This is a genomic window from Streptomyces sp. ADMS (assembly GCF_033441795.1).
Classification (GTDB): Bacteria; Actinomycetota; Actinomycetes; order Streptomycetales; family Streptomycetaceae; genus Streptomyces.
On the sequence record NZ_JAVFVX010000063.1, the window covers coordinates 1 to 24,483 of the forward strand.

The following is a 24,483-nucleotide window of genomic DNA, read 5'->3' on the forward strand; positions in this document are numbered from 1 at the left end:
TTCCTGGGCGTGAGGGAACCCGCCCCCGCATCCCCGGACCACGGACACGATCCGTCGGCGCCGGACGCGGAGTGAACGCGGGCCACCAGAGCGCCCGACACCGTCGGGGCGTTCGACTGAGCATGGGTCCTGGCAACAGGACTCGTTCCCGCTCAGTCTTCGGGAACCGTTAGCGTGAAGATCACGGGGTGTACGAGGGGGCGGGGGACGGATGAGGGACAGCGGCGTACGGCATATAGGGCGCCTACAGCGGGGGGTCCGGCCGGTCGTGGTGACCGCCGCGCTGTGCGTGGCGATGTCGGCGTGCAGTTTCTCCGATGAACCCGACGACGGGGGCGCCGGGCAGACCCCTGGCGCGGGCCGCCTCGACGCCCGTACGGCCGCCGCTCTTGCCGCTGTCGAGAAGGCCACCGAGCGGGCCGGTTCCGCCCGGGTCAGCTCCTCCTCCGTCATGGGCGACCTGCTCTCCATGCGGACGGCCGGCGTCCTCGGCTGGGCCGGCGAGCCGGTCGGCAGGCTCAGCATCACCTACACCGGCGGGGAGCTGGCCGAGTCCATGCGGGCGCTCAACAGCTCGTCCATGGAGGCCCGGCTGCTGCCCGACGCCTACTACGCCAAGGTCGGCGACAAGTTCGCCGCCCAGATGCGGGGCAAGCACTGGATCAGGTATGGCTACGACGACCTGGCGGACCTGCCCGGCGGCTCGGGAACGTATCTGAAGGACCAACTGCGCAACACCGCCCCGATCCAGCCGGTCGAGCTCCTGCTTGCCTCCGGTGACGCCCGCAGGGCCGGGACTGAGACGGTGCGGGGGGAGCGTACGACGCACTACTCGGGGACGGTGGACGTGGCGGCCCTGGCCGACTCCGCCCTCAGGGACCAGCTCGTCCAGGCCGGCGTCACCACCGAGACGGTCGACATCTGGGTCAACGACCGGAACCTGCTGGTCAAGAAGGTCGAGCAGGGTGAGCTGTCGAGCGGGCGGATGTCCTCGACGGCCTACTACAGCGCGTATGGCGTGAAGGCGACGGTCAAGGCGCCGGAGGGCGGGGACACCGCTGACTTCAAGGACCTGTTGGGGAATTCAGGAGCCTCGTCCGCCTCACCGGGTTAGGCTCACGGTCGTTTCTGTGAATCGACCGTGTGTTCACAATGTTCCTTGGGGGGAATCATGGGTGCTTCTTCTGTACGTGTAGGTCTCGCTGTGCTGCTTATCGGCACGGGCGCCGTCGCCTGTTCCAAGGGGGACACCGAGGAGTCGCCGAAGATGACGCCGGCTGCGGCTGTCGCCAAGGCGGCGAAGAACGTGGAGGACATCACCTCCCTCAGTTACCGGATGACCGGCAAGACGCCCGAGGAGGGCCGGGTCGAGGCCGATGCCAAGATGCGGCTCAAGCCCGACGTGGCCATGAGCATGAAGATCACGGCCCTCGACCAGGGCGCGGACGGCACCGCCGAGATCCGTCTCGTCGACAAGGCGATGTTCATAGGCGGGGGCGCGGCCGCCGCCAAGGAGATGGACGGCAAGAGCTGGATCAAGTTCGACCTGGGCGCGCTGGGCGAGGCGGGCGGCGGCGAGTCCCTCGGGGCCGCCGGACAGGCCGACAAGAACCCCGCCCAGGAGTCCACCTTCCTCACCGGCTCCAAGGACGTGAAAGAGGTCGGCACTGAGACCGTGGACGGGGTGAAGACCACCCACTACCAGGGCACGGTCTCCCTCGACGAGTTCCGCGAGTCCCTCAAGGCCGAGGACAAGGCGACCCGCGAGCAGCGCGAGAAGAGCCTTGAGCAGTACGAGAAGCTGGGCATCGAGAAGTTCACGATGGACATGTGGATCGGCGAGGACGAGCTCACCAAGCAGTTCCGTATGCGCGGTCAGGCCGACAAGGGCCCCCTGGACATGACCATCACCTTCGACGACCTCAACAAGTCGGTGACGATCGCCGCCCCGCCCGCCGAGGACGTCATGGATCTGGCGGCGATGATGAAGGACGCCCAGGCAGGCTGAGCCACCCGTAGCTGCTCCGTTCGGGCGGATTTGCTTGTCGGCGAGCCGTTCACGTACTCTCATGCAGAAGCCAAAGACCGCTGGTCGTCGCTGTGTCCTCGCAAGAGGGCTTGGTGGCCGAAGGATCCGCTGTACTGCGGACGACCCGCGCAGGTGACTGTGGAAGTGCTCCCGGACGGACTCCGCTCACGGAATTCGTTTGGTCGAGTTCACGCCCCGTGCGCCTGCGCCGGGGCGTTTCGCTTTCCCAGCCTCCTTGCGAGCGGTCCTCATCACCCGGAAGGAGGCCACGCTCATGGCAAGGCCCGACAAGGCTGCCGCGGTAGCCGAGCTCGCGGACCAGTTCCGCAGCTCGAACGCCGCCGTGCTGACCGAGTACCGGGGTCTCACCGTGGCGCAGCTCAAGACGCTGCGTCGTTCGCTCGGTGAAGACGCCCAGTACGCCGTGGTGAAGAACACGCTGACCAAGATCGCGGCCAACGAGGCCGGGATCTCCACGCTGGACGACCTGTTCAACGGTCCGACAGCGGTTGCCTTCATCTCCGGTGACCCGGTGACGTCGGCGAAGGGTCTTCGTGACTTCGCCAAGGACAACCCGAACCTCGTCATCAAGGGCGGTGTCCTTGACGGCAAGGCGCTGTCCGCCGACGAGATCAAGAAGCTTGCGGACCTCGAGTCCCGCGAGGTTCTGCTCAGCAAGCTGGCGGGTGCCTTCAAGGGCAAGCAGTCTCAGGCTGCTCAGCTCTTCCAGGCGCTTCCCTCGAAGCTCGTCCGCACCGTGGACGCTCTTCGCGCCAAGCAGGCCGAGCAGGGCGGTGCCGAGTAATTCGGCTCGCGAAATGACCGCCGCCGCCTGAGGCGGAGGTCGTAGCGGGCCGAACGTACGCCCGCCAGACATGTACATCCCGGCACCAGCCGAATTAGTGGAAGGAAGCCATCGTGGCTCTCACCCAGGACGAACTGCTCGCCGAGTTCGAGACCATGACCCTCATCCAGCTTTCCGAGTTCGTGAAGGCGTTCGAGGAGAAGTTCGACGTCACCGCCGCCGCGGCCGTCGCCGTTGCCGCCCCCGGTGCCCCGGGTGCCCCGGTCGAGGCCGCTGAGGAGCAGGACGAGTTCGACGTCGTCCTCACGGGCGCCGGCGAGAAGAAGATCCAGGTCATCAAGGTCGTGCGTGAGCTGACCTCGCTGGGTCTGAAGGAGGCCAAGGACCTCGTGGACGGCGCCCCGAAGCCCGTTCTCGAGAAGGTCGCCAAGGAGGCCGCCGAGAAGGCTGCCGAGTCCCTCAAGGCCGCCGGCGCCTCCGTCGAGGTCAAGTAACTCGACTTGCGGCTGACGCGGGGCTATCCGTAGCCCTGTAACGCTGACGCAGCGAAGAGCGATCATCCATCTGGGTGGTCGCTCTTCGGCGTTCGAGGGGTCGGTTCGTGGCTGCCTTGCAGGCTTGGTGACGGCGAGTAAGGTGATCTTCGTCGTGCCTCCGAACGCCCCTGGTGACGTGCCGCACGTGACGATGGCAGCACCGGGTTTGGGTATGGAGGCCTTGACGAACTGCACGTAGCGCGCAATTCTCAGGACGCGTCGTCACAACGATCCGGATCCGAGGCATGGATCGGTGGCGAAGAGGGAAGTATCGATGTGCATCGAGGGCGTGGCTTGCAGCAGGGGTTGAGAGCAACGAGGGTCTTCAAAAACCCGCGCTGGACATCAGTGGGCCAATTGGCTACACTGACCCTTTGCGCTGCCTGTTAGCTGCCTCCTGCCCGTCACCAGGGGCATGCCCTCGCTTGAGCACCGACGATCGGACCTTCTCCGACCTGGCCTTTTCCGGCTGGATCGTGAATGCCCGTCTCTGTGCCCCTGTGGGGGGCCGGTACGCGCGTAGTGAGTCCGAGCCCTCGGAAGGACCCCCTCTTGGCCGCCTCGCGCACTGCCTCCGCGAATACGAACTACGGCGCCAGCACTGCCCCGCTGCGCATCTCCTTTGCAAAGATCAAGGAGCCTCTCGAGGTTCCGAACCTCCTTGCGCTGCAAACCGAGAGCTTCGACTGGCTGCTCGGTAACGCCGCGTGGAAGGCTCGTGTCGAGGCGGCTCTGGACAGCGGACAGGACGTCCCCACCAAGTCCGGTCTGGAGGAGATCTTCGAGGAGATCTCCCCGATCGAGGACTTCTCCGGGTCGATGTCCCTGACGTTCCGCGACCACCGCTTCGAGCCTCCGAAGAACTCGATCGACGAGTGCAAGGACCGTGACTTCACGTACTCCGCGCCCCTCTTCGTCACGGCCGAGTTCACCAACAACGAGACCGGTGAGATCAAGTCCCAGACGGTCTTCATGGGCGACTTCCCGCTCATGACCAACAAGGGCACCTTCGTCATCAACGGCACCGAGCGTGTCGTGGTGTCGCAGCTGGTCCGTTCGCCGGGTGTCTACTTCGACTCCTCCATCGACAAGACGTCCGACAAGGACATCTTCGCGTCCAAGGTGATCCCCTCCCGGGGTGCCTGGCTGGAGATGGAGATCGACAAGCGCGACATGGTCGGTGTCCGCATCGACCGCAAGCGCAAGCAGTCCGTCACCGTCCTCCTCAAGGCTCTCGGCTGGACGACCGAGCAGATCCTGGAGGAGTTCGGCGAGTACGAGTCGATGCGCGCCACCCTGGAGAAGGACCACACCCAGGGCCAGGACGACGCGCTGCTCGACATCTACCGCAAGCTCCGTCCTGGCGAGCCGCCGACCCGTGAGGCCGCGCAGACGCTTCTGGAGAACCTGTACTTCAACCCGAAGCGTTACGACCTCGCCAAGGTCGGCCGTTACAAGGTCAACAAGAAGCTGGGCGGCGAGGCCCCGCTGAACGCCGGTGTGCTGACCGTCGAGGACATCATCTCGACGATCAAGTACCTGGTGAAGCTGCACGCCGGTGAGACCGAGACCGTTGGCGACAACGGCACGACGATCGTCGTCGAGACCGACGACATCGACCACTTCGGCAACCGTCGTCTGCGCAACGTCGGCGAGCTCATCCAGAACCAGGTCCGTACGGGTCTGGCGCGTATGGAGCGTGTCGTCCGCGAGCGCATGACGACCCAGGACGTCGAGGCGATCACGCCGCAGACCCTGATTAACATCCGGCCGGTCGTCGCCTCCATCAAGGAGTTCTTCGGCACCAGCCAGCTGTCGCAGTTCATGGACCAGAACAACCCGCTGTCGGGTCTCACCCACAAGCGCCGTCTGTCGGCTCTTGGCCCGGGTGGTCTCTCCCGTGAGCGGGCCGGCTTCGAGGTCCGTGACGTGCACCCCTCGCACTACGGCCGCATGTGCCCGATCGAGACCCCTGAAGGCCCGAACATCGGTCTGATCGGCTCGCTCGCCTCCTACGGCCGGGTCAACGCGTTCGGCTTCGTCGAGACCCCGTACCGCAAGGTCGTCGAGGGTGTCGTCACCGACGACGTCGACTACCTGACCGCCGACGAAGAGGACCGCTTCGTCATCGCGCAGGCCAACGCGATCCTCTCCGAGGACATGCGCTTCGAGGAGTCCCGCGTTCTCGTCCGCCGCCGTGGCGGCGAGATCGACTACATCCCGGGCGACGACGTCGACTACATGGATGTCTCGCCGCGTCAGATGGTGTCCGTCGCGACCGCGATGATCCCCTTCCTGGAGCACGACGACGCCAACCGTGCCCTCATGGGCGCGAACATGATGCGCCAGGCCGTGCCGCTGATCACCGCCGAGGCCCCCCTCGTCGGTACGGGCATGGAGTACCGCTGCGCGGTCGACGCCGGTGACGTCATCAAGGCCGAGAAGGCGGGTGTCGTCCAGGAGGTCTCCGCGGACTACATCACCGTCGCCAACGACGACGGTACGTACACCACGTACCGCGTCGCGAAGTTCTCGCGCTCCAACCAGGGCACCTCGGTCAACCAGAAGGTTGTCGTGGACGAGGGCGACCGGATCGTCGAGAACCAGGTTCTCGCCGACGGGCCGGCCACCCAGGAAGGCGAGATGGCGCTGGGCAAGAACCTGCTCGTCGCCTTCATGCCGTGGGAGGGTCACAACTACGAGGACGCGATCATCCTGTCGCAGCGCCTCGTCCAGGACGACGTCCTCTCCTCGATCCACATCGAGGAGCACGAGGTCGACGCCCGTGACACCAAGCTCGGCCCCGAGGAGATCACCCGGGACATCCCGAACGTCTCCGAGGAGGTCCTCGCCGACCTCGACGAGCGCGGCATCATCCGTATCGGTGCCGAGGTCGTCGCCGGTGACATCCTCGTCGGCAAGGTCACGCCGAAGGGCGAGACCGAGCTGACCCCCGAGGAGCGTCTGCTCCGCGCGATCTTCGGTGAGAAGGCGCGCGAAGTCCGTGACACCTCGCTGAAGGTGCCGCACGGCGAGATCGGCAAGGTCATCGGCGTCCGCGTCTTCGACCGTGAGGAAGGCGACGAGCTGCCGCCGGGCGTGAACCAGCTGGTTCGCGTCTACGTGGCGCAGAAGCGCAAGATCACGGACGGTGACAAGCTCGCCGGCCGCCACGGCAACAAGGGTGTTATCTCGAAGATCCTTCCGATCGAGGACATGCCGTTCCTCGAGGACGGAACTCCGGTCGACATCATCCTCAACCCGCTGGGTGTGCCGTCCCGAATGAACCCGGGACAGGTTCTGGAGATCCACCTCGGCTGGCTCGCCAGTCGCGGCTGGGACGTCTCCGGCCTCGCGGACGACTGGGCGCAGCGCCTCCAGGCCATCGAGGCCGACGTGGTCGCCCCCGGCACCAACGTCGCCACCCCCGTCTTCGACGGTGCGCGTGAGGACGAGCTGGCGGGTCTGCTGAACCACACGATCCCGAACCGCGACGGCTCGCGCATGGTGCTGCCGACCGGTAAGGCGCCGCTGTTCGACGGCCGCTCCGGCGAGCCGTTCCCGGAGCCCGTCTCCGTCGGTTACATGTACATCCTCAAGCTCCACCACCTGGTCGACGACAAGCTGCACGCGCGTTCGACCGGTCCGTACTCGATGATCACCCAGCAGCCGCTGGGTGGTAAGGCCCAGTTCGGTGGCCAGCGCTTCGGTGAGATGGAGGTGTGGGCGCTGGAGGCATACGGCGCCGCGTACGCCCTCCAGGAGCTGCTGACCATCAAGTCCGACGACGTGACCGGCCGCGTGAAGGTCTACGAGGCCATCGTCAAGGGCGAGAACATCCCCGAGCCCGGCATCCCCGAGTCCTTCAAGGTGCTCATCAAGGAGATGCAGTCTCTCTGCCTCAACGTGGAGGTGCTGTCCAGTGACGGTATGTCCATCGAAATGCGTGACACCGACGAGGACGTCTTCCGCGCGGCGGAGGAGCTCGGCATCGACCTGTCCCGGCGTGAGCCGAGCAGCGTCGAAGAGGTCTGACGGGAGTTTCGGCAGGCCTTGAGCGATCAAGGCCTGCCGGCCCCAGGACCCCCGTATCAGACCCCATGACTTACAACCCTGAGAGGGATTGACGCATAGTGCTCGACGTCAACTTCTTCGACGAGCTCCGGATCGGTCTGGCCACCGCTGACGACATCCGTCAGTGGAGCCACGGCGAGGTCAAGAAGCCCGAGACGATCAACTACCGCACGCTCAAGCCCGAAAAGGACGGACTCTTCTGCGAGAAGATCTTCGGTCCGACCCGGGACTGGGAGTGCTACTGCGGCAAGTACAAGCGTGTCCGCTTCAAGGGCATCATCTGTGAGCGCTGTGGCGTCGAGGTCACGCGCGCCAAGGTGCGCCGTGAGCGGATGGGCCACATCGAGCTCGCCGCTCCCGTCACCCACATCTGGTACTTCAAGGGCGTTCCGTCGCGGCTGGGCTACCTGCTCGACCTTGCCCCGAAGGACCTTGAGAAGGTCATCTACTTCGCGGCGTACATGATCACGTACGTCGACGACGAGCGCCGTACTCGTGACCTGCCCTCCCTGGAGGCGCACGTCTCCGTCGAGCGGCAGCAGATCGAGAACCGGCGTGACTCCGACCTCGAAGCCCGCGCCAAGAAGCTGGAAAGCGACCTGGGCGAGCTGGAGGCCGAGGGCGCCAAGGCCGACGTACGCCGCAAGGTGCGCGAAGGTGCCGAGCGGGAGATGAAGCAGCTGCGGGACCGTTCGCAGCGCGAGATCGACCGGCTCGACGAGGTGTGGGCCCGGTTCAAGAACCTCAAGGTCCAGGACCTGGAGGGCGACGAGCTGCTCTACCGCGAGCTGCGCGACCGCTTCGGGACCTACTTCGACGGTTCGATGGGTGCCGCGGCGCTGCAGAAGCGCCTGGAGTCCTTCGACCTGGACGAGGAGGCCGAGCGCCTCCGCGAGATCATCCGTACCGGCAAGGGCCAGAAGAAGACCCGTGCGCTGAAGCGGCTGAAGGTCGTGTCTGCCTTCCTGCAGACCTCCAACAGCCCCAAGGGCATGGTCCTCGACTGCGTCCCGGTCATCCCGCCGGACCTTCGCCCGATGGTGCAGCTGGACGGTGGCCGCTTCGCGACCTCCGACCTGAACGACCTGTACCGCCGTGTGATCAACCGGAACAACCGTCTGAAGCGGCTTCTCGACCTCGGTGCGCCCGAGATCATCGTGAACAACGAGAAGCGCATGCTTCAGGAGGCCGTCGACGCACTGTTCGACAACGGTCGTCGTGGCCGTCCGGTCACCGGTCCGGGCAACCGCCCGCTGAAGTCCCTGAGTGACATGCTCAAGGGCAAGCAGGGTCGTTTCCGTCAGAACCTGCTCGGCAAGCGTGTGGACTACTCCGCGCGTTCCGTGATCGTCGTCGGTCCGCAGCTGAAGCTGCACCAGTGCGGTCTGCCGAAGGCCATGGCGCTGGAGCTCTTCAAGCCGTTCGTGATGAAGCGCCTGGTCGACCTGAACCACGCGCAGAACATCAAGAGCGCCAAGCGCATGGTGGAGCGCGGCCGCACGGTCGTGTACGACGTCCTCGAAGAGGTCATCGCCGAGCACCCGGTTCTGCTGAACCGTGCTCCCACCCTGCACCGCCTCGGCATCCAGGCCTTCGAGCCGCAGCTGGTCGAGGGCAAGGCCATCCAGATCCACCCGCTCGTCTGCACCGCGTTCAACGCGGACTTCGACGGTGACCAGATGGCCGTCCACCTGCCGCTCTCCGCGGAGGCGCAGGCCGAGGCCCGCATCCTGATGCTGTCCTCGAACAACATCCTCAAGCCCGCCGACGGCCGTCCGGTGACGATGCCGACCCAGGACATGGTCCTCGGTCTGTTCTTCCTCACCACCGACGGTGAACTGCGTGACGTCAAGGGCGAGGGCCGCGCGTTCGGCTCCTCCGCCGAGGCGATCATGGCGTTCGACGCCGGCGAGCTGGCGCTCCAGTCGGCCGTCGACATCCGCTTCCCGGTGGGCACCATCCCGCCGCGCGGCTGGACCCCGCCGGCCCGCGAGGAGGGCGAGCCCGAGTGGCAGCAGGGTGACTCCTTCCGGCTGCGGACGACCCTGGGCCGCGCGCTCTTCAACGAGCTGCTGCCCGAGGACTACCCGTTCGTCGACTACTCGGTCGGCAAGAAGCAGCTCTCCGAGATCGTCAACGACCTCGCCGAGCGCTACCCCAAGGTCATCGTGGCGGCGACGCTCGACAACCTGAAGGCGGCCGGCTTCTACTGGGCGACCCGCTCCGGCGTCACCGTGGCCATCTCCGACGTCGTCGTTCCCGAGGCGAAGAAGGAGATCGTCAAGGGCTACGAGGCGCAGGACGAGAAGGTCCAGAAGCAGTACGAGCGCGGTCTGATCACCAAGGACGAGCGCACGCAGGAGCTCATCGCGATCTGGACCAAGGCGACCAACGAGGTTGCCGAGGCGATGAACGCGAACTTCCCCAAGACGAACCCCATCTTCATGATGGTTGACTCGGGTGCCCGAGGAAACATGATGCAGATGCGGCAGATCGCCGGTATGCGTGGTCTGGTGTCGAACGCCAAGAACGAGACGATTCCGCGTCCCATCAAGGCGTCCTTCCGCGAGGGCCTGTCCGTGCTGGAGTACTTCATCTCCACCCACGGTGCCCGTAAGGGTCTCGCCGACACCGCCCTGCGTACCGCCGACTCGGGTTACCTCACCCGTCGTCTGGTGGACGTCTCGCAGGACGTCATCATCCGCGAGGAGGACTGCGGCACCGACCGCGGCCTCAAGCTGGCCATCGCCGAGCGTGGCGACGACGGTGTGCTGCGCAAGACCGAGAACGTCGAGACGTCGGTGTACGCCCGTGCGCTGGCCGAGGACATCACCATCGACGGACGCGTGCTGGCCCCGGCCAACACCGACCTCGGTGACGTACTCATCGACGAGCTGGTCAAGCACGGCGTCGAGGAGGTCAAGACCCGCTCGGTCCTGACCTGCGAGTCCGCTGTCGGCACCTGCGCCATGTGCTACGGCCGTTCGCTGGCCACCGGCAAGCTGGTCGACATCGGTGAGGCGGTCGGCATCATCGCCGCCCAGTCCATCGGTGAGCCCGGTACCCAGCTGACGATGCGTACCTTCCACACCGGTGGTGTGGCCGGTGACGACATCACCCAGGGTCTGCCCCGTGTCGTCGAGCTCTTCGAGGCTCGTACGCCCAAGGGTGTCGCCCCGATCTCGGAGGCGGCCGGCCGCGTCCGTATCGAGGAGACCGAGAAGACCAAGAAGATCGTCATCACCCCGGACGACGGCAGCGACGAGACGGCGTTCCCGATCTCGAAGCGCGCCAAGGTCATGGTGCGTGAGGGTGACCACGTCGAGGTGGGTCAGAAGCTCACCTTCGGTGCCACCAACCCGCACGACGTGCTGCGGATCCTCGGTCAGCGCGCGGTCCAGGTCCACCTGGTCGGCGAGGTCCAGAAGGTCTACAACTCGCAGGGTGTGTCGATCCACGACAAGCACATCGAGATCATCATCCGGCAGATGCTCCGCCGCGTGACGATCATCGAGTCCGGCGACGCCGAGCTGCTGCCCGGCGAGCTGGTCGAGCGTGGCAAGTTCGAGACCGAGAACCGTCGTGTGGTGCAGGAAGGCGGCCACCCGGCCTCCGGCCGTCCGCAGCTGATGGGTATCACCAAGGCCTCGCTGGCGACGGAATCCTGGCTGTCGGCCGCCTCCTTCCAGGAGACGACCCGAGTGCTGACGGACGCGGCGATCAACGCCAAGTCCGACAGTCTCATCGGCCTCAAGGAGAACGTCATCATCGGTAAGCTCATCCCGGCGGGTACGGGTCTGTCCCGCTACCGCAACATCCGGGTCGAGCCGACCGAGGAGGCCAAGGCCGCGATGTACTCGGCCGTCGGCTACGACGACATCGACTACTCGCCGTTCGGCACGGGCTCCGGCCAGGCCGTTCCGCTGGAGGACTACGACTACGGTCCTTACAACCAGTAGGCGGTAGTCGCTGGTTGGTAGTTGCTGGTTGGCAGTACGAAGGGCGGTCACCCCGGTTGCGGGGTGGCCGCCCTTCGGCGTGTGCTCAGCGCTGTTGGTGCAGGTACGGCTGCAGGTGGTGCAGCCGGGTGTGGTAGTCCGGGTGCGAGGAGAGCAGCTTGCTCAGCGGGCTCTCCTCCGGCGGCACCCCGCCGTTCAGCGCGGCGAGGGTGGCCGTCCGGCGCTGCTCCTCCTGGTGGAGCTTGTCGAGTACGGCGGCCAGCATCGGGGCGAAGCCAAGGGCCGCCGCGTGCTCGTCGGCGCGGAGTTCGGCGCGGCGGCCGACGGCGGCGAGGGCGTAGGGCACGCCGAGGATCAGCAGGGGCAGGCCGTACAGGGTGCTGACGGTCGCCATGGCGATGCTGCCGAGGACGAGCAGGACGAAGCCGACGCCGAAGCAGGAGAAGGCGCGGGACACCTTGAAGACGATCACGGAGAGGGCGCGCAGGACTCGCCAGGCGATACGGCCCGGCTGTGCGTACCAGTAGCCGAGGAGCCCGGACCAGGCGTGGCCGCCGACGTGGTGGCCCAGCTCGTGTGCCATGACGGCGGCGAGTTCGCCGTTGGGCAGCTCGTTCATGGCGAAGCGGGTGACGCCGACGATGTGGCCGGCGGCGGCGACCGCGTTCAGGCCGTCGCTGTCCTCGACCCAGAGTTCGTAGTTGCGTCCCTCGACGCCCGCCCGGGCGGTGACCTCCCGCCAGACCGGTTCCAGTTTGGCTCGTTCTTGCGGAGTGGGGTAGCGCAGATGGAGCAAACGGCGCGCGAGGGCGCTTTCGGTGGGCCGGTGGAACACGAGTGCGCCGCTCAGTATCCAGGCGATGATCACGAGGAACGCGAGGTCGCCGAAGAAGAGGGAGAACATGCTGACGACGAGGAGGCTGCAGAGGAAGTTCGGGAGGTAGAGGAGGAGGTTGCCCACGGCGGTGGCGTCGGTACGGCGCTGGTGGGCGGAGATGTGGACGCGGCCGCGGTCGGTGGGGATGTGGTGGGGGTGCTCGGTAGGGGGTCCCGGGGGCGTGGGAAAGGTGGTGGGCGCAGCGGAGGCGGTGGTTGGGGGCTGCTGCGGGGGTGTGTACTGCGGGGGGATGGGCGGGTCGGCCGCCTGGGGGTAGGGCGGCGGGGGCTGGGTGGGGGCCGCGGCTGGGTAGACGAGGGGCTGGGTCGGGGCCGGGGTGGGGGTTGATCCCGGGTGGGGCGGGGGTTGGGCCGGGTTCGGGTACGAGGGGGGTTGGGCGGCGTCCGAGTGCTGGGGTGGTTGGGGCGCGCCTGGGTACGAGGGGGGCGGGGCCGGGTTCGGGTACGGGGGTGGTTGGGCTGGGTTCGGGGAGTGGGGTGGCGGGGGTGTGTCCGCGTGGGTCGGGGGTTGGGCGTGCGGGTACGGGGGTGGTTGGGCCGGGTTCGGGTAGGTCGTTGGGTGGGCGGCGCCCGGGTACTGGGGTGGTTGCTGTGCGGCCTCCGGGTATGCGGGGGCGGGCTGCTCGGGGTACGGCGGTGGGACCGGGGAGTGGGCGGAGGGCTCGGGGTACTCCGGTGGTGACGAGGGTGGCTGCGTCATGGTCTTCCTTCACGTGCGGGGACAGTGACTGAGCGGTCCGGTGTGTTCAGCCGATGAGCAGTGAGGCGGGGAGGAGGAGCGTGCCGGTGCAGAACGACATCAGTCCGGTACGGATCCACTGGTGCTTGCGTGCGGCGATGCGGCTCGTCTCGATGAGCGCCGAGGTGAGCGCGGCCGTCGGGTCGCGCCGGGTTTCGGCCAGCGCTGCCTCCAACTGGCCCAGCCGCACTGCCTGTTGGATGTCGCCGAAGTAGGAGAGAGGCTGGCCCGGTGTCCAGGGGCGGGAGCGGTAGCGGGGCAGCACTGCGAGGAGCAGGGAGAACAGCGACAGCACCAGGGAAGTGGCCCCGGCGGCCCAGACGACGGTGCCGAAGGCGCTGAGCGCGGCCGGGTTCCAGTTCCGCCCGGCGAGCAGCCCGCTGAACACGCCGGCCGTCATCCCGAGCGCGGCGACCAGCACGGACGCCTTGGTGTCGGCGCGGGCGATCTCGGTACGAAGGTCCGTGAGGAGGCGCTCGCAGAGTTGGGCGGGGTCGGTGGCGGGGGTCTCTGGTGGGAGAGGCGTCGGGGTGGGGCGGGGGTCGAGCGTTGTCATGCGCCGCTGCCTGTTCTGTCCTCTCCGGTTGCGTCACCCGGTCCTTCGGCCGGCTCGTCCGCCGGTGCGTTCTGCTGCTCGGGGAGGGTCGGCGTGCTGCCGTATCCCGGAGGCGGCTGCCAGGCGGGGGCGGCCGGCGTGCCGTACGCGCCCGGAGCCTGGGGTGCGGTGTACGGCTGCTGGTACGGCGGGGGAGTGGGCGGGGGCGGCGGGGTGTGGGCGGGGGGCGCCGGAAACGTGGGCGCGCCGGGGAAGTCGCCGGGGCCCGGGGCGCCGTACGCGGGGGCGGCGCCGTAAGGCGTGGCGGTGCCCGGCGCGGATGCCTGCGGAGCGCCCGGATACGGGCTCGCCGGCGGTGGGGTGCCCCAGGCGGGGGTGGCCGGTGTCTGGCCGGGCGCCGCGGTCGGAGGCGTCGGCGGCTGGGTCGCCCGGGCCGGGGACGCGTCGTTCGGGGGCTGGTCGGCGGGCTCGGGGGCGGGGGCAGGCCGGCCGGTAGAGCGGCCGGGTTCCGCGTACGAGGGGTCCAGGTGGCCGGGTACCGGCCCCGGTCGGCCCGGGACGAACCCCGGTTGCCCGGGGACGAAGCCGGGCTGAGCGGGCATCCCGGGGACTGCCTGGCCGTACGCCGCGTACGGGTCGCCCGGGGCCGCCGGGTCGCCGCCCGGGAGCGGCGGAGGTGTCTGGGGGACGCCCGGGAGGCGTTGGTTGAGGATGTCGCTCACCGTGCGCAGGGCCAGTTGTTTGGGGCCCTCCAGCTCGAACTTCTCCGCGTTGTCACCGTGCAGCAGATCCTTCACCAGGTCCATCTGGGCCTGGATCATGCGGAGTTGGTCCTCACGCATGCTCGTCATGACCAGACGGGAGTCCTCGGGGTGCTGGGCGAGGTGCAGGGCCCAGGCCTGGACGCCGCCCTGTTGCAGGTGCCACTGGTAGAAGGCGATCTTCTGGGCCTCGATCTGCTGCAACTCCAGTTCCTGGTGGCCCTGTTGGATGGAGAGCTGGTGCTGTTGGCTGCTCTGCAGGGCCGCCTGCTCGTAGTCCCAGCGCTGCTGCTGGAGGGCCAGGTGCTGTTGCTGGGCGCCGTACGACATCGCGCGCTCGATCTGGAGGGCGTCCTGCCCGCGGTTGCGGCGGTCCACCTCCACGTCGACCTCGGAGCCGCGCTGGGCCGCCCGTACCTGTTCGGTCGCCGAGTGGTCGATCGCCTGGAGACGGCGCTGGTGGTCGATGTTCTCCTGGTCGCGGCGCAGCCGCAGGGTCCAGGTGGTCTGCAGGCCGGCCGGGGCACCCAGCGGGCCCAAAACGTTGATCGCCTGGAGGAGTTCCCCTTCCGCCGATGCACTGTCCGCGATCGGGAAGCGCCGGCTCACCGGGCGTGCCGCGCGCTGGAGTTCGCCGATGAGCAGGCCCGGCACGTCCCGGTGGCCGCTCTCCACGAACCGGGCCGGGTCGATGACCTGCCAGGACATGTCGACCTCGGCCGAGAACTCGAACGCGTCGTTGTCACTGGGGAGCGTGAGCGTGCCGGAGAAGGGGTGCACGCCCATGTCGACCTCGTACACCGCCGTGTAGTGCCGGGTCGCGATCTCGCTGCGCGTCGGGCGGCGGGGCGGGAGGTAGGCCTCGTAACCCCCCTTGGGGGTCGAGAAGACGAGCGCGTGGTCGATACGGACCGTCGACTTCAGTGAGATCTCGAAACGCGACAACTGCCGCACGGTGAGTACCGGGTCGATGAGCTGGGTGTGCCGGTCCGCGGACTGCTGCCACTCGGGTGGGCGGTGGAAGGCGGGCATCGTGCGTTGCTCCTCAGTGAGCGGTGGTGAGCGGGGAGTCGTCGGGCCGGCTAGCGGATCGGGAGCGTCGTCAGGAGGCGGGCCGCCACCGCGGGCGGGCCCGCGCCGTCCTCGCCCGGCATCGTCCGCAGGAGGTGGCCCAGGCGCTGGTACTCCGCCGGGGTGGTGACCAGGCTCGGAAGCAGATGCGCCAGGGCCCATTCCGTGGTCGTCGAGCGGTCGGCGACGAGGACCCACTCGCGCAGCACGTCGAGGGCGTGCCGGGTCGCGTTCGGGTCGTTCAGGGCCGCCCGCCACAGGAACGGGATGCCGTGGGCGGTGGCCGAGCCCTCGGTGGCCGACCGCGCGTACCAGCCGAGGACCAGCGGATGGCCGTACCGCTCGTCGTCCTGGGTGTGGCGGCAGGCGCTGACGAAGCCGCCGACGGTCAGGTCGTGCACCGGCCGGTCGTCGGCGAGGTGTGTGCGCAGTTCGGAGAGGACCTGGTCGCCGGCCTCGGAGAGGAGCAACAGGGCGACGGCCTCGCCCAGTTCGCGGGCCATCTCGCGGTCGAAGTCGTCCGGGTCGGCGAGGTCCCGGTACAGACCGCGGGCCGCGGTGCGCAGCGCTGCGAGGGCCTGCTCGGGGCGTTCCGGGCCGATCAGTGCGTACGCCCGTACGGCCACCCAGCGCAGCCGCCGGTCCTCGCCCCTGGACCACTCGTCGAGGATGCGCGGGACGTTGGGCGTGTCGATGAGATGGGCGAGGGTGAGCGCGTTGACGGCCACCAGACGGTGCCGGAAGCGGTTGGAGGTCGCCCAGGGTTCGATGACCAGGGCCATGGCCGAGGGCAGGTCCGTACGGGCCAGGACGGCCACCGTGGACGCGGCCCGGGTACGGACGAGGGGGCGGCCGTCGTCGGCCAGCCGGCGCAGCCAGTCGATCAGCGCGGGGCGGGCGGAGGGGTGGCCCGTCCAGACCTCGCGCAGCAGTACGAGGGAGGCGCGGTCGTCGACGAACCTGGCCTTCTGCTGGGTCACCGGGCCCCACTCGGTGTGCTCGTCGTCCTCGTACCGCTCGGCGCGGGCGAGTTGGAGGCGCTTGCCGATGTGGGTGCCGAAGACGGGGACCTCGGGGACGCCCCCGGGGTTCTGGGTCTTCTGCAGGAACCGGTAGAGCAGATCGCTGAGTTCGGCGGTGAGGGCGTACGGGCCGTCGTTGAACGCGGCCAGCGAGACCAGGAACGCCTTGTCGCGCAGATGGATCGAGGTCTCGTCCTCCTCGAACCACTCCTGGACCTGGTTCTCCAGGGATATCAGGGAGAACTGGGCGACGGCGTCCTCGGTGACCTCGCCGGCCGCGTACCGGCCGAGCAGCTGGGCGAAGGCCGCGACCTCGCGCAGTTGGTGGCTGCGGCTCAGGAACTCGGTGACGTCCGGGAGTTCGAGCAGCTTCGCCGCCGTCTCCTCGTCGGCGACGCGAGTGCGCAGGTGTGCGGCCAGCACGCCGGCCGTGGCCGGCGGCCGCCATTCCACGACCGGTACGTCCTCCAGTACGGCGGTGTGGCCGACGGTGACGACGAGGTAGGCGTCCTGCGCGGCCAGGTGGTCGCGGGCGGCGAGGAGATGGTGCTCGCGGAGGGGGCGGTCGCGGCGGGTGACGAGGTCGGCGAGGACATACCCGTGAGGGTGGCTCCGGGGCTGTTCGGCGGATTCCTCCGCCGCGGTGAACCTGTCCGCCAGGGTGCCCGGGTTCGTGTCGCGGTCGAGCGTGTGTACGGGGGCCGCCCCGAGCCGGTGCAGGAGCATCAGGGCGGCCGTACGTCTGCCGGTGAAGCGGGCGCCCGACAGGACGAGGACGCGGTCGCCGCGCAGCCGGGCGAGCAGGGCCTCGACCGTCTCGTCGGCGCCGACGAACGACGCGGCGAGCCGGTCGAGCGTGGTCTGCGGGACCTCGCCGGAGGCGGACGCGGCGGTGGACGGGGCGGAGAAGCCGGGTATCGACCACTGGTGGATCTCCGTCTTGCTGCCCATGATCACGTCACCGGTGACCCGGCCGCCGCTGACGCCGTGCTGGTCGCCGCCTACCAGACCGCCGCCGAAGCGGGAACGGCCGCCGACGTTCATGGTCCGGGGGCTGTGGTCGATCAGGTCGCGCCGGGCCGACCAGGCGGTCTGCGGCTGCTCGCGCTCCTCCGATCCCTCGGTCTCCTTGGACTCCTTGGGATCCTTCGCGGCGCCGTCTCTGCCGTCCTTGCCGTCGTCGGAGGCGGCCGGGTCGTCGGCGGGCCCGGGGCGGGTGGCCTCGGGCGCGTCCGGGATGCTCATGAGCCGTCACCCCCGTTGCGGCCGCCCAGGTTGACGTCACCGGTGACCTGGCCGCCGCTGACGCCGTGCTGGTCGCCGGCCACCACGCCGCCGCCGATGTTCACGGCGCCGTTGAAGTTGAAGACGGGGCCCGGGGCCGGACGGCTCTCCGGGGAGGTGCCCTGCGCGGGGACCCTCGGTGGCTCCGTCGCTTTTGGCGCCTGTCGGGTCGACCCCGGCGCCTCCCCCGCCCCCGTGCCACGGTGGTCCTGGTCGGCCGTGCCGGCCGGGGCTGCCTTCTGGCCGCTGGGCAGCGGGCCGTGCAGCCAGGCCTTCATCGGGCCGTTCTTGGTGTCCACCCCGACCGGGTGGAACTCGTCGGCCGGGATGCCGGGATGGTTGTGCCGTACGACGCCGGTGTACAGGGCGTCCGAGACGATCAGCGCGAAGTCGTGGGGGCGTTCGCGCAGGGCCGCGCGCAGCAGCTGGGCATCCAGCAGGCGGCAGGCGTTGTTCAGGTCGGTGCCGACCCAGCCCTCGTGCTCGTCCACGGCCACGTACCCGGTGGCGACGACCCCGCGCAGCCGGATCTGGGCCGAGCTGGACGCCATGCGGTTGACGGCGCGCAACTGTGCCGGTACGTCGACGAGCAGGGCCCGCAGCAGGGCGGTGACCGGGGCGTTCGCGTCGATGAGCTCCATCACGGAGTCCCCGCGGTCGGCACGCAGGCGGCGGGTCTCGTCGATGCCGGCGCGTTCCAGCGCACGGTCGGTGATGTCGTAGAGCATGCGCCGCAGGTACGCCTGTTCCACGTCGTCCCGGTCGCTGAACCTCTCTATGTCCAGCAACAGGATCGTGCGGCTCACGGGGTCGGTCATGGTCGCCCTTCGGCATGTGGGGGTCGCTTGCAGCAGCGTGGCGGGTGGGGGCGGTGCGGTGTGAGGGCGGATGACGCAGTCGGAGTGTGAAGGGGTACACACAACGCTGTGGGAGGCGCGGGGAGTCGGTGCGGGCGTCGTCATCCGGGGGCTGCCGCCCGGGGCCCCGCTTCGGCCCTGAACGGGCCTTGTCCTCGATCTCCCCCCCAGTGGGGGACCCCCAGACGGGCCGGAGATGCGGGCCGGCGCTGGGAGGAGGCACCTCAGCCCTCGGCCGCCGCGATCCTTCGCAGAATGTCCGGCCTGCGTATCAGCAGCGCCCGCCTCCCCGTTTCCACCGCCTCCTTCTCGCGCAGCTCCCGCAGCAGCCGCTGCACCATCTCCCTGGATGCCCCCACCGAGCCCGCGAGCTCCTGTTTGCTCAGCGGGACGGAGAGTTCGATGCCCTCGGGGGTGCGGCGGCCGTGGGTGCGCGCGAGGTCGAGGAGGAGTATCGCGAAGCGTTCCCGTACGTTCAGGGACGCGAACTCCAGGCGGCGGCGGTCCGCGGCCCGGGTGCGGTCGGCGGTGAGGCCCAGCAGGGCGAACGACACAGCCGGTGAGCGGTGCAGGAAGTCCTTGAAACGTTCGTGCTCCACCGCCACCGCCCGCACCGCCTCCAGCGCGGTCACCGTGGCCGACCGGGGGCGGCCGGTGAGTGCCGCCGACTCGCCGACGATGTCGCCGGGGCCGCGCAGCGCGAGGAGTGCCTCGTAGCCGTTGGCGGCCGCCGCGGTGACCTTCGTCCAGCCCTGGATCAGGAAGAGGACGTGGGAAGAGGGCTCGCTCTGGTGGATCAGGGTCACCCGGGTGGCGAAATTCAGCTCGCGGCCCAGGGCCAGGAGGGCCGTTCGGTCCTCTTGTTCGAGGCGGGCGAGAAAGGGAACCCGGTCGTCCAGGCCCCCGTCGTCCAGTGAGTACGCCGCCGTCCTCATCACGTTCAGCCCCCCGAATCGTCGCAGCGGACGGATCAAGGTACTGAACGGGCAAGTCCGCGGGGCTGTAAAGGGCGCGATTCGGCCACCTTGGCCAACAAGCCGCCCGTAAGCCACGGAAAGCTGCCGGAAGCAACCAAAGGAGGGTTCGGGAGCCATTCGGAGCCCGGCGTGTCGTACCGGCCTCCATTTGTTTTGACCGGAGTCGTTGAGGTAGGTACGCTCAGACCTTGTGCCTGGGGTGTGCCCTGGCCCTCGTGCGTGCCTTCGAACCGTACGGGGAGCTGTAAGCGGCCACCGCAATCTGCGCCCTTCCCGCCTCGCGGCGGGAGTCTGCAGTATTCGACACACCCGACCGCGTGGGTCGGCGATGTTCCAGGTTAGCTTCACCATCGGCACACAGAAACCGGAGAAGTAGTGCCTACGATCCAGCAGCTGGTCCGGAAGGGCCGGCAGGACAAGGTCGAGAAGAACAAGACGCCCGCGCTCGAGGGTTCGCCCCAGCGCCGTGGTGTCTGCACGCGTGTGTTCACGACCACCCCGAAGAAGCCGAACTCGGCCCTGCGTAAGGTCGCACGTGTGCGTCTGACCAGCGGCATCGAGGTCACTGCTTACATTCCGGGTGAGGGACACAACCTGCAGGAGCACTCCATCGTGCTCGTGCGTGGTGGCCGTGTGAAGGACCTGCCCGGTGTTCGCTACAAGATCATCCGCGGCTCCCTTGACACCCAGGGTGTCAAGAACCGCAAGCAGGCCCGCAGCCGCTACGGCGCCAAGAAGGAGAAGTAGAAATGCCTCGTAAGGGCCCCGCCCCGAAGCGCCCGGTCATCATTGACCCGGTCTACGGTTCTCCTCTTGTGACGTCGCTCATCAACAAGGTTCTGATGAACGGCAAGCGCTCCACCGCCGAGCGCATCGTGTACGGCGCCATGGAGGGCCTGCGCGAGAAGACCAGCAACGACCCGGTCATCACGCTGAAGCGCGCGCTGGAGAACATCAAGCCGACCCTCGAGGTCAAGTCCCGCCGTGTCGGTGGTGCGACGTACCAGGTTCCGATCGAGGTCAAGCCCGGTCGCGCCAACACGCTCGCGCTGCGCTGGCTGGTCGGTTACTCCCGCGCCCGTCGCGAGAAGACCATGACCGAGCGTCTGCTCAACGAGCTTCTCGACGCCTCGAACGGCCTCGGTGCGGCCGTGAAGAAGCGCGAGGACACCCACAAGATGGCCGAGTCCAACAAGGCCTTCGCGCACTACCGCTGGTAGTCGCAGCCCACATCGAGACCGAGAGAAGACCGAAGCCTTATGGCTACCACTTCACTTGACCTGGCCAGGGTCCGCAACATCGGGATCATGGCTCACATCGACGCGGGTAAGACGACCACCACTGAGCGGATCCTCTTCTACACCGGCGTCAGCTACAAGATCGGTGAGGTCCACGACGGCGCTGCCACCATGGACTGGATGGAGCAGGAGCAGGAGCGTGGCATCACGATCACCTCTGCTGCCACCACCTGTCACTGGCCGCTTGAGGACGACGACTACACGATCAACATCATCGACACCCCCGGGCACGTCGACTTCACCGTCGAGGTGGAGCGTTCGCTCCGCGTCCTCGACGGTGCCGTCACCGTGTTCGACGGCGTCGCCGGTGTCGAGCCGCAGTCCGAGACGGTGTGGCGTCAGGCCGACCGTTACGGCGTGCCGCGCATCTGCTTCGTCAACAAGCTCGACCGGACCGGCGCGGAGTTCCACCGCTGCGTCGACATGATCAAGGACCGCCTCGGTGCGGTGCCGCTGATCATGCAGCTTCCGATCGGTGCCGAGATGGACTTCAAGGGCGTTGTGGACCTGGTCCGCATGAAGGCGCTCGTGTGGTCCGCCGAGGCGGCGAAGGGCGAGATGTACGACGTCGTCGACATCCCGGCCACGCACGTCGAGGCTGCCGAGGAGTACCGCGGCAAGCTGGTCGAGGCCGTCGCGGAGAACGACGACGAGATCATGGAGCTGTTCCTGGAGGGCCAGGAGCCCACCGAGGAGCAGCTGTACGCCGCGATCCGTCGCATCACCATCGCGTCCGGCAAGTCCAACGGCGTCACGGTCACCCCGGTGTTCTGTGGCACCGCGTTCAAGAACAAGGGCGTCCAGCCCCTGCTCGACGCGGTCGTGCGCTACCTGCCGACCCCGCTCGACGTCGAGGCCATCGAAGGTCACGACGTGAAGGACCCCGAGCTGGTCGTCAAGCGCAAGCCGTCCGTGGACGAGCCGCTGTCGGCGCTGGCGTTCAAGATCATGAGCGACCCGCACCTCGGCAAGCTCACGTTCGTGCGCATCTACTCCGGTCGCCTGGAGACCGGCACCGCGGTGCTGAACTCCGTCAAGGGCAAGAAGGAGCGCATCGGCAAGATCTACCGTATGCACGCGAACAAGCGTGAGGAGATCGAGGCGGTGGGCGCCGGCGACATCGTCGCCGTGATGGGTCTGAAGCAGACCACGACCGGTGAGACGCTCTGCGATGACAAGAACCCGGTGATCCTGGAGTCCATGGACTTCCCGGCGCCGGTCATCCAGGTCGCCATCGAGCCCAAGTCCAAGGGTGACCAGGAGAAGCTGGGTGTAGCCATCCAGCGTCTCGCGGAGGAGGACCCCTCCTTCCACGTTCACTCGGACGAGGAGACGGGCCAGACCATCCTCGGCGGTATGGGCGAGCTGCACCTTGAGGTGCTGGTCGACCGTATGAAGCGCGAGTTCAGGGTCGAGGCCAACGTCGGCAAGCCGCAGGTCGCGTACCGTGAGACGATCCGCAAGGCCGTCGAGCGCGTGGACTACACCCACAAGAAGCAGACCGGTGGTACCGGTCAGTTCGCCAAGGTGCAGATCGCGATCGAGCCCATCGTGGACGGCGACGCCTCGTACGAGTTCGTGAACAAGGTCACCGGTGGCCGTATCCCGCGGGAGTACATTCCTTCGGTGGACGCCGGTGCGCAGGAGGCCATGCAGTTCGGCATCCTCGCCGGCTACGAGATGACGGGCGTCCGCGTCACGCTTCTCGACGGTGCCTACCACGAGGTCGACTCCTCCGAACTGGCGTTCAAGATCGCCGGCTCGCAGGCCTTCAAGGAGGCCGCGCGCAAGGCCAGCCCTGTGCTCCTGGAGCCGATGATGGCCGTAGAGGTCACCACGCCCGAGGACTACATGGGTGACGTCATCGGCGACATCAACTCCCGCCGTGGTCAGATCCAGGCCATGGAGGAGCGTGCCGGTGCCCGCGTCGTGAAGGGCCTCGTGCCCCTCTCGGAGATGTTCGGCTACGTCGGTGACCTCCGCAGCAAGACCTCGGGTCGCGCAAGCTACTCGATGCAGTTCGACTCCTACGCCGAGGTTCCCAGGAACGTCGCCGAGGAGATCATCGCGAAGGCCAAGGGCGAGTAACGCACCCCGTTTGCACGCTTTAGGCTTGACCCGACCGCCGGGGGAAACCCGGGAGGGAAAACCCCGGCGGGCGGCATCCCAGCAAAGATCACCTGGCGCCGATGAGTAAGGCGTACCAGAACCACTCCGCAGGAGGACCCCAGTGGCGAAGGCAAAGTTCGAGCGGACTAAGCCGCACGTCAACATCGGCACCATCGGTCACATCGACCACGGTAAGACGACCCTCACGGCCGCCATTACCAAGGTGCTGCACGACAAGTACCCCGACCTGAACGAGGCCTCGGCCTTCGACCAGATCGACAAGGCTCCTGAAGAGCGTCAGCGCGGTATCACGATCTCGATCGCGCACGTCGAGTACCAGACGGAGGGCCGTCACTACGCCCACGTCGACTGCCCGGGTCACGCGGACTACATCAAGAACATGATCACCGGTGCCGCGCAGATGGACGGCGCGATCCTGGTCGTGGCCGCCACCGACGGCCCGATGCCGCAGACCAAGGAGCACGTGCTCCTGGCCCGCCAGGTCGGCGTGCCGTACATCGTCGTCGCCCTGAACAAGGCCGACATGGTGGACGACGAGGAGATCCTGGAGCTCGTCGAGCTCGAGGTTCGTGAGCTCCTCTCCGAGTACGAGTTCCCGGGCGACGACCTGCCGGTCGTCAAGGTCTCGGCGCTCAAGGCGCTCGAGGGCGACGCCGAGTGGGGCAAGTCGGTTCTCGACCTCATGGCCGCCGTGGACGAGGCGATCCCGACCCCCGAGCGTGACGTCGACAAGCCGTTCCTCATGCCCGTCGAGGACGTCTTCACGATCACCGGTCGCGGTACGGTCGTCACCGGCCGTATCGAGCGTGGTGTCCTGAAGGTCAACGAGACCGTTGACATCATCGGCATCAAGCAGGAGAAGACCACCACCACGGTCACCGGCATCGAGATGTTCCGCAAGCTGCTCGACGAGGGCCAGGCCGGTGAGAACGTCGGTCTGCTCCTCCGTGGCATCAAGCGCGAGGACGTCGAGCGCGGCCAGGTCATCATCAAGCCGGGCTCGGTCACCCCGCACACCTCGTTCGAGGCGCAGGCGTACATCCTGTCCAAGGACGAGGGCGGCCGTCACACGCCGTTCTTCAACAACTACCGTCCCCAGTTCTACTTCCGTACCACGGACGTGACCGGCGTCGTGACCCTCCCCGAGGGCACCGAGATGGTCATGCCGGGCGACAACACCGAGATGAGCGTCGAGCTCATCCAGCCCATCGCCATGGAAGAGGGCCTGAAGTTCGCCATCCGTGAGGGTGGCCGGACCGTGGGCGCCGGCCAGGTCACCAAGATCAACAAGTGATCTTGAACTGACCCGGTTGCTGCCGGTGGTACCGGTAGCTCGGTAGTTCGTCAGGGAGGCCTGTACGACTTCGGTCGTACGGGCCTCTTTGCCGTGCCCGGGTGGCCTGGTCGCCGTTACGAAACTATTCGGCGCGCACGACCCGTTCCCCCCGGCAGTCACTCCCTCCACCATTTGTCATGTCACTGACCAAG

The 24,483-nt window shown here is 67.9% G+C and carries 16 protein-coding genes; 10 read left to right on the forward strand and 6 right to left on the reverse strand.

Annotation, left to right across the window (positions count from 1 at the left end):
• Positions 1-211: 211 nt before the first annotated feature.
• The 6 genes from RB628_RS25260 to RB628_RS25285 all read left to right on the forward strand — a co-directional run bounded on the left by RB628_RS25260 (position 212) and on the right by RB628_RS25285 (position 11,403).
• On the forward strand, positions 212-1,114 hold the full coding sequence (locus tag RB628_RS25260) for a hypothetical protein (RefSeq protein WP_318322815.1): 903 nt from the start codon (positions 212-214) through the stop codon (positions 1,112-1,114).
• A 57-nt stretch (positions 1,115-1,171) separates the two neighbouring features.
• Positions 1,172-2,008 carry a DUF1396 domain-containing protein gene (locus tag RB628_RS25265; RefSeq protein ID WP_318322816.1) on the forward strand — a complete coding sequence of 279 codons (837 nt, stop codon included), beginning with the start codon at positions 1,172-1,174 and terminating at the stop codon, positions 2,006-2,008.
• 295 nt (positions 2,009-2,303) lie between these two features.
• Positions 2,304-2,834, forward strand: coding sequence for a 50S ribosomal protein L10 (gene rplJ, locus RB628_RS25270; protein ID WP_318322817.1), 531 nt, complete (start codon positions 2,304-2,306; stop codon positions 2,832-2,834).
• 110 nt (positions 2,835-2,944) lie between these two features.
• Complete coding sequence (gene rplL, locus RB628_RS25275) at positions 2,945-3,328, forward strand: 50S ribosomal protein L7/L12 (protein WP_318322842.1); 384 nt, start codon at positions 2,945-2,947, stop codon at positions 3,326-3,328.
• 594 nt (positions 3,329-3,922) lie between these two features.
• On the forward strand, positions 3,923-7,405 hold the full coding sequence (gene rpoB, locus RB628_RS25280; protein WP_318322818.1) for a DNA-directed RNA polymerase subunit beta: 3,483 nt from the start codon (positions 3,923-3,925) through the stop codon (positions 7,403-7,405).
• 98 nt (positions 7,406-7,503) lie between these two features.
• The gene (locus RB628_RS25285) at positions 7,504-11,403 is read left to right on the forward strand and encodes a DNA-directed RNA polymerase subunit beta' (RefSeq protein ID WP_318322819.1); all 3,900 of its coding nucleotides are present in this window, start codon (positions 7,504-7,506) and stop codon (positions 11,401-11,403) included.
• Between the two features lie 85 nt (positions 11,404-11,488).
• Here RB628_RS25285 and RB628_RS25290 read toward each other — a convergent pair whose 3' ends face one another.
• From RB628_RS25290 to RB628_RS25315, 6 genes are all read right to left on the reverse strand, one after another.
• A complete protein-coding gene (locus RB628_RS25290; RefSeq protein WP_318322820.1) occupies positions 11,489-13,000 on the reverse strand; it encodes a M48 family metalloprotease in 1,512 nt (503 codons plus the stop codon).
• A 46-nt stretch (positions 13,001-13,046) separates the two neighbouring features.
• Complete coding sequence (locus tag RB628_RS25295; protein WP_318322821.1) at positions 13,047-13,595, reverse strand: Pycsar system effector family protein; 549 nt, start codon at positions 13,593-13,595, stop codon at positions 13,047-13,049.
• On the reverse strand, positions 13,592-15,388 hold the full coding sequence (locus RB628_RS25300) for a hypothetical protein (RefSeq protein WP_318322822.1): 1,797 nt from the start codon (positions 15,386-15,388) through the stop codon (positions 13,592-13,594). Before RB628_RS25300 ends, RB628_RS25295 begins: the two co-directional genes overlap by 4 nt.
• A gap of 50 nt (positions 15,389-15,438) precedes the next feature.
• Entirely contained in the window at positions 15,439-17,694 is a 2,256-nt protein-coding gene (locus RB628_RS25305) for a hypothetical protein (protein WP_318322823.1), read from the reverse strand.
• Complete coding sequence (locus RB628_RS25310) at positions 17,691-18,551, reverse strand: hypothetical protein (protein ID WP_318322824.1); 861 nt, start codon at positions 18,549-18,551, stop codon at positions 17,691-17,693. Before RB628_RS25310 ends, RB628_RS25305 begins: the two co-directional genes overlap by 4 nt.
• A 263-nt stretch (positions 18,552-18,814) precedes the next feature.
• Positions 18,815-19,525, reverse strand: a complete 711-nt coding sequence (locus RB628_RS25315) for a Crp/Fnr family transcriptional regulator (RefSeq protein WP_318322843.1) — start codon at positions 19,523-19,525, stop codon at positions 18,815-18,817.
• Positions 19,526-19,942: 417 nt separating this feature from the next.
• Between RB628_RS25315 and rpsL the strand changes: the two genes are divergently transcribed.
• The 4 genes from rpsL to tuf all read left to right on the forward strand — a co-directional run bounded on the left by rpsL (position 19,943) and on the right by tuf (position 24,289).
• On the forward strand, positions 19,943-20,314 hold the full coding sequence (gene rpsL, locus RB628_RS25320; RefSeq protein WP_003948652.1) for a 30S ribosomal protein S12: 372 nt from the start codon (positions 19,943-19,945) through the stop codon (positions 20,312-20,314).
• Between the two features lie 2 nt (positions 20,315-20,316).
• Positions 20,317-20,787, forward strand: coding sequence for a 30S ribosomal protein S7 (gene rpsG / locus RB628_RS25325; RefSeq protein ID WP_031045724.1), 471 nt, complete (start codon positions 20,317-20,319; stop codon positions 20,785-20,787).
• A 39-nt stretch (positions 20,788-20,826) separates the two neighbouring features.
• Positions 20,827-22,953, forward strand: coding sequence for an elongation factor G (fusA, locus tag RB628_RS25330; RefSeq protein ID WP_318322825.1), 2,127 nt, complete (start codon positions 20,827-20,829; stop codon positions 22,951-22,953).
• 142 nt (positions 22,954-23,095) lie between these two features.
• The gene (tuf, locus tag RB628_RS25335; protein WP_318322826.1) at positions 23,096-24,289 is read left to right on the forward strand and encodes an elongation factor Tu; all 1,194 of its coding nucleotides are present in this window, start codon (positions 23,096-23,098) and stop codon (positions 24,287-24,289) included.
• Positions 24,290-24,483 lie beyond the last annotated feature (194 nt).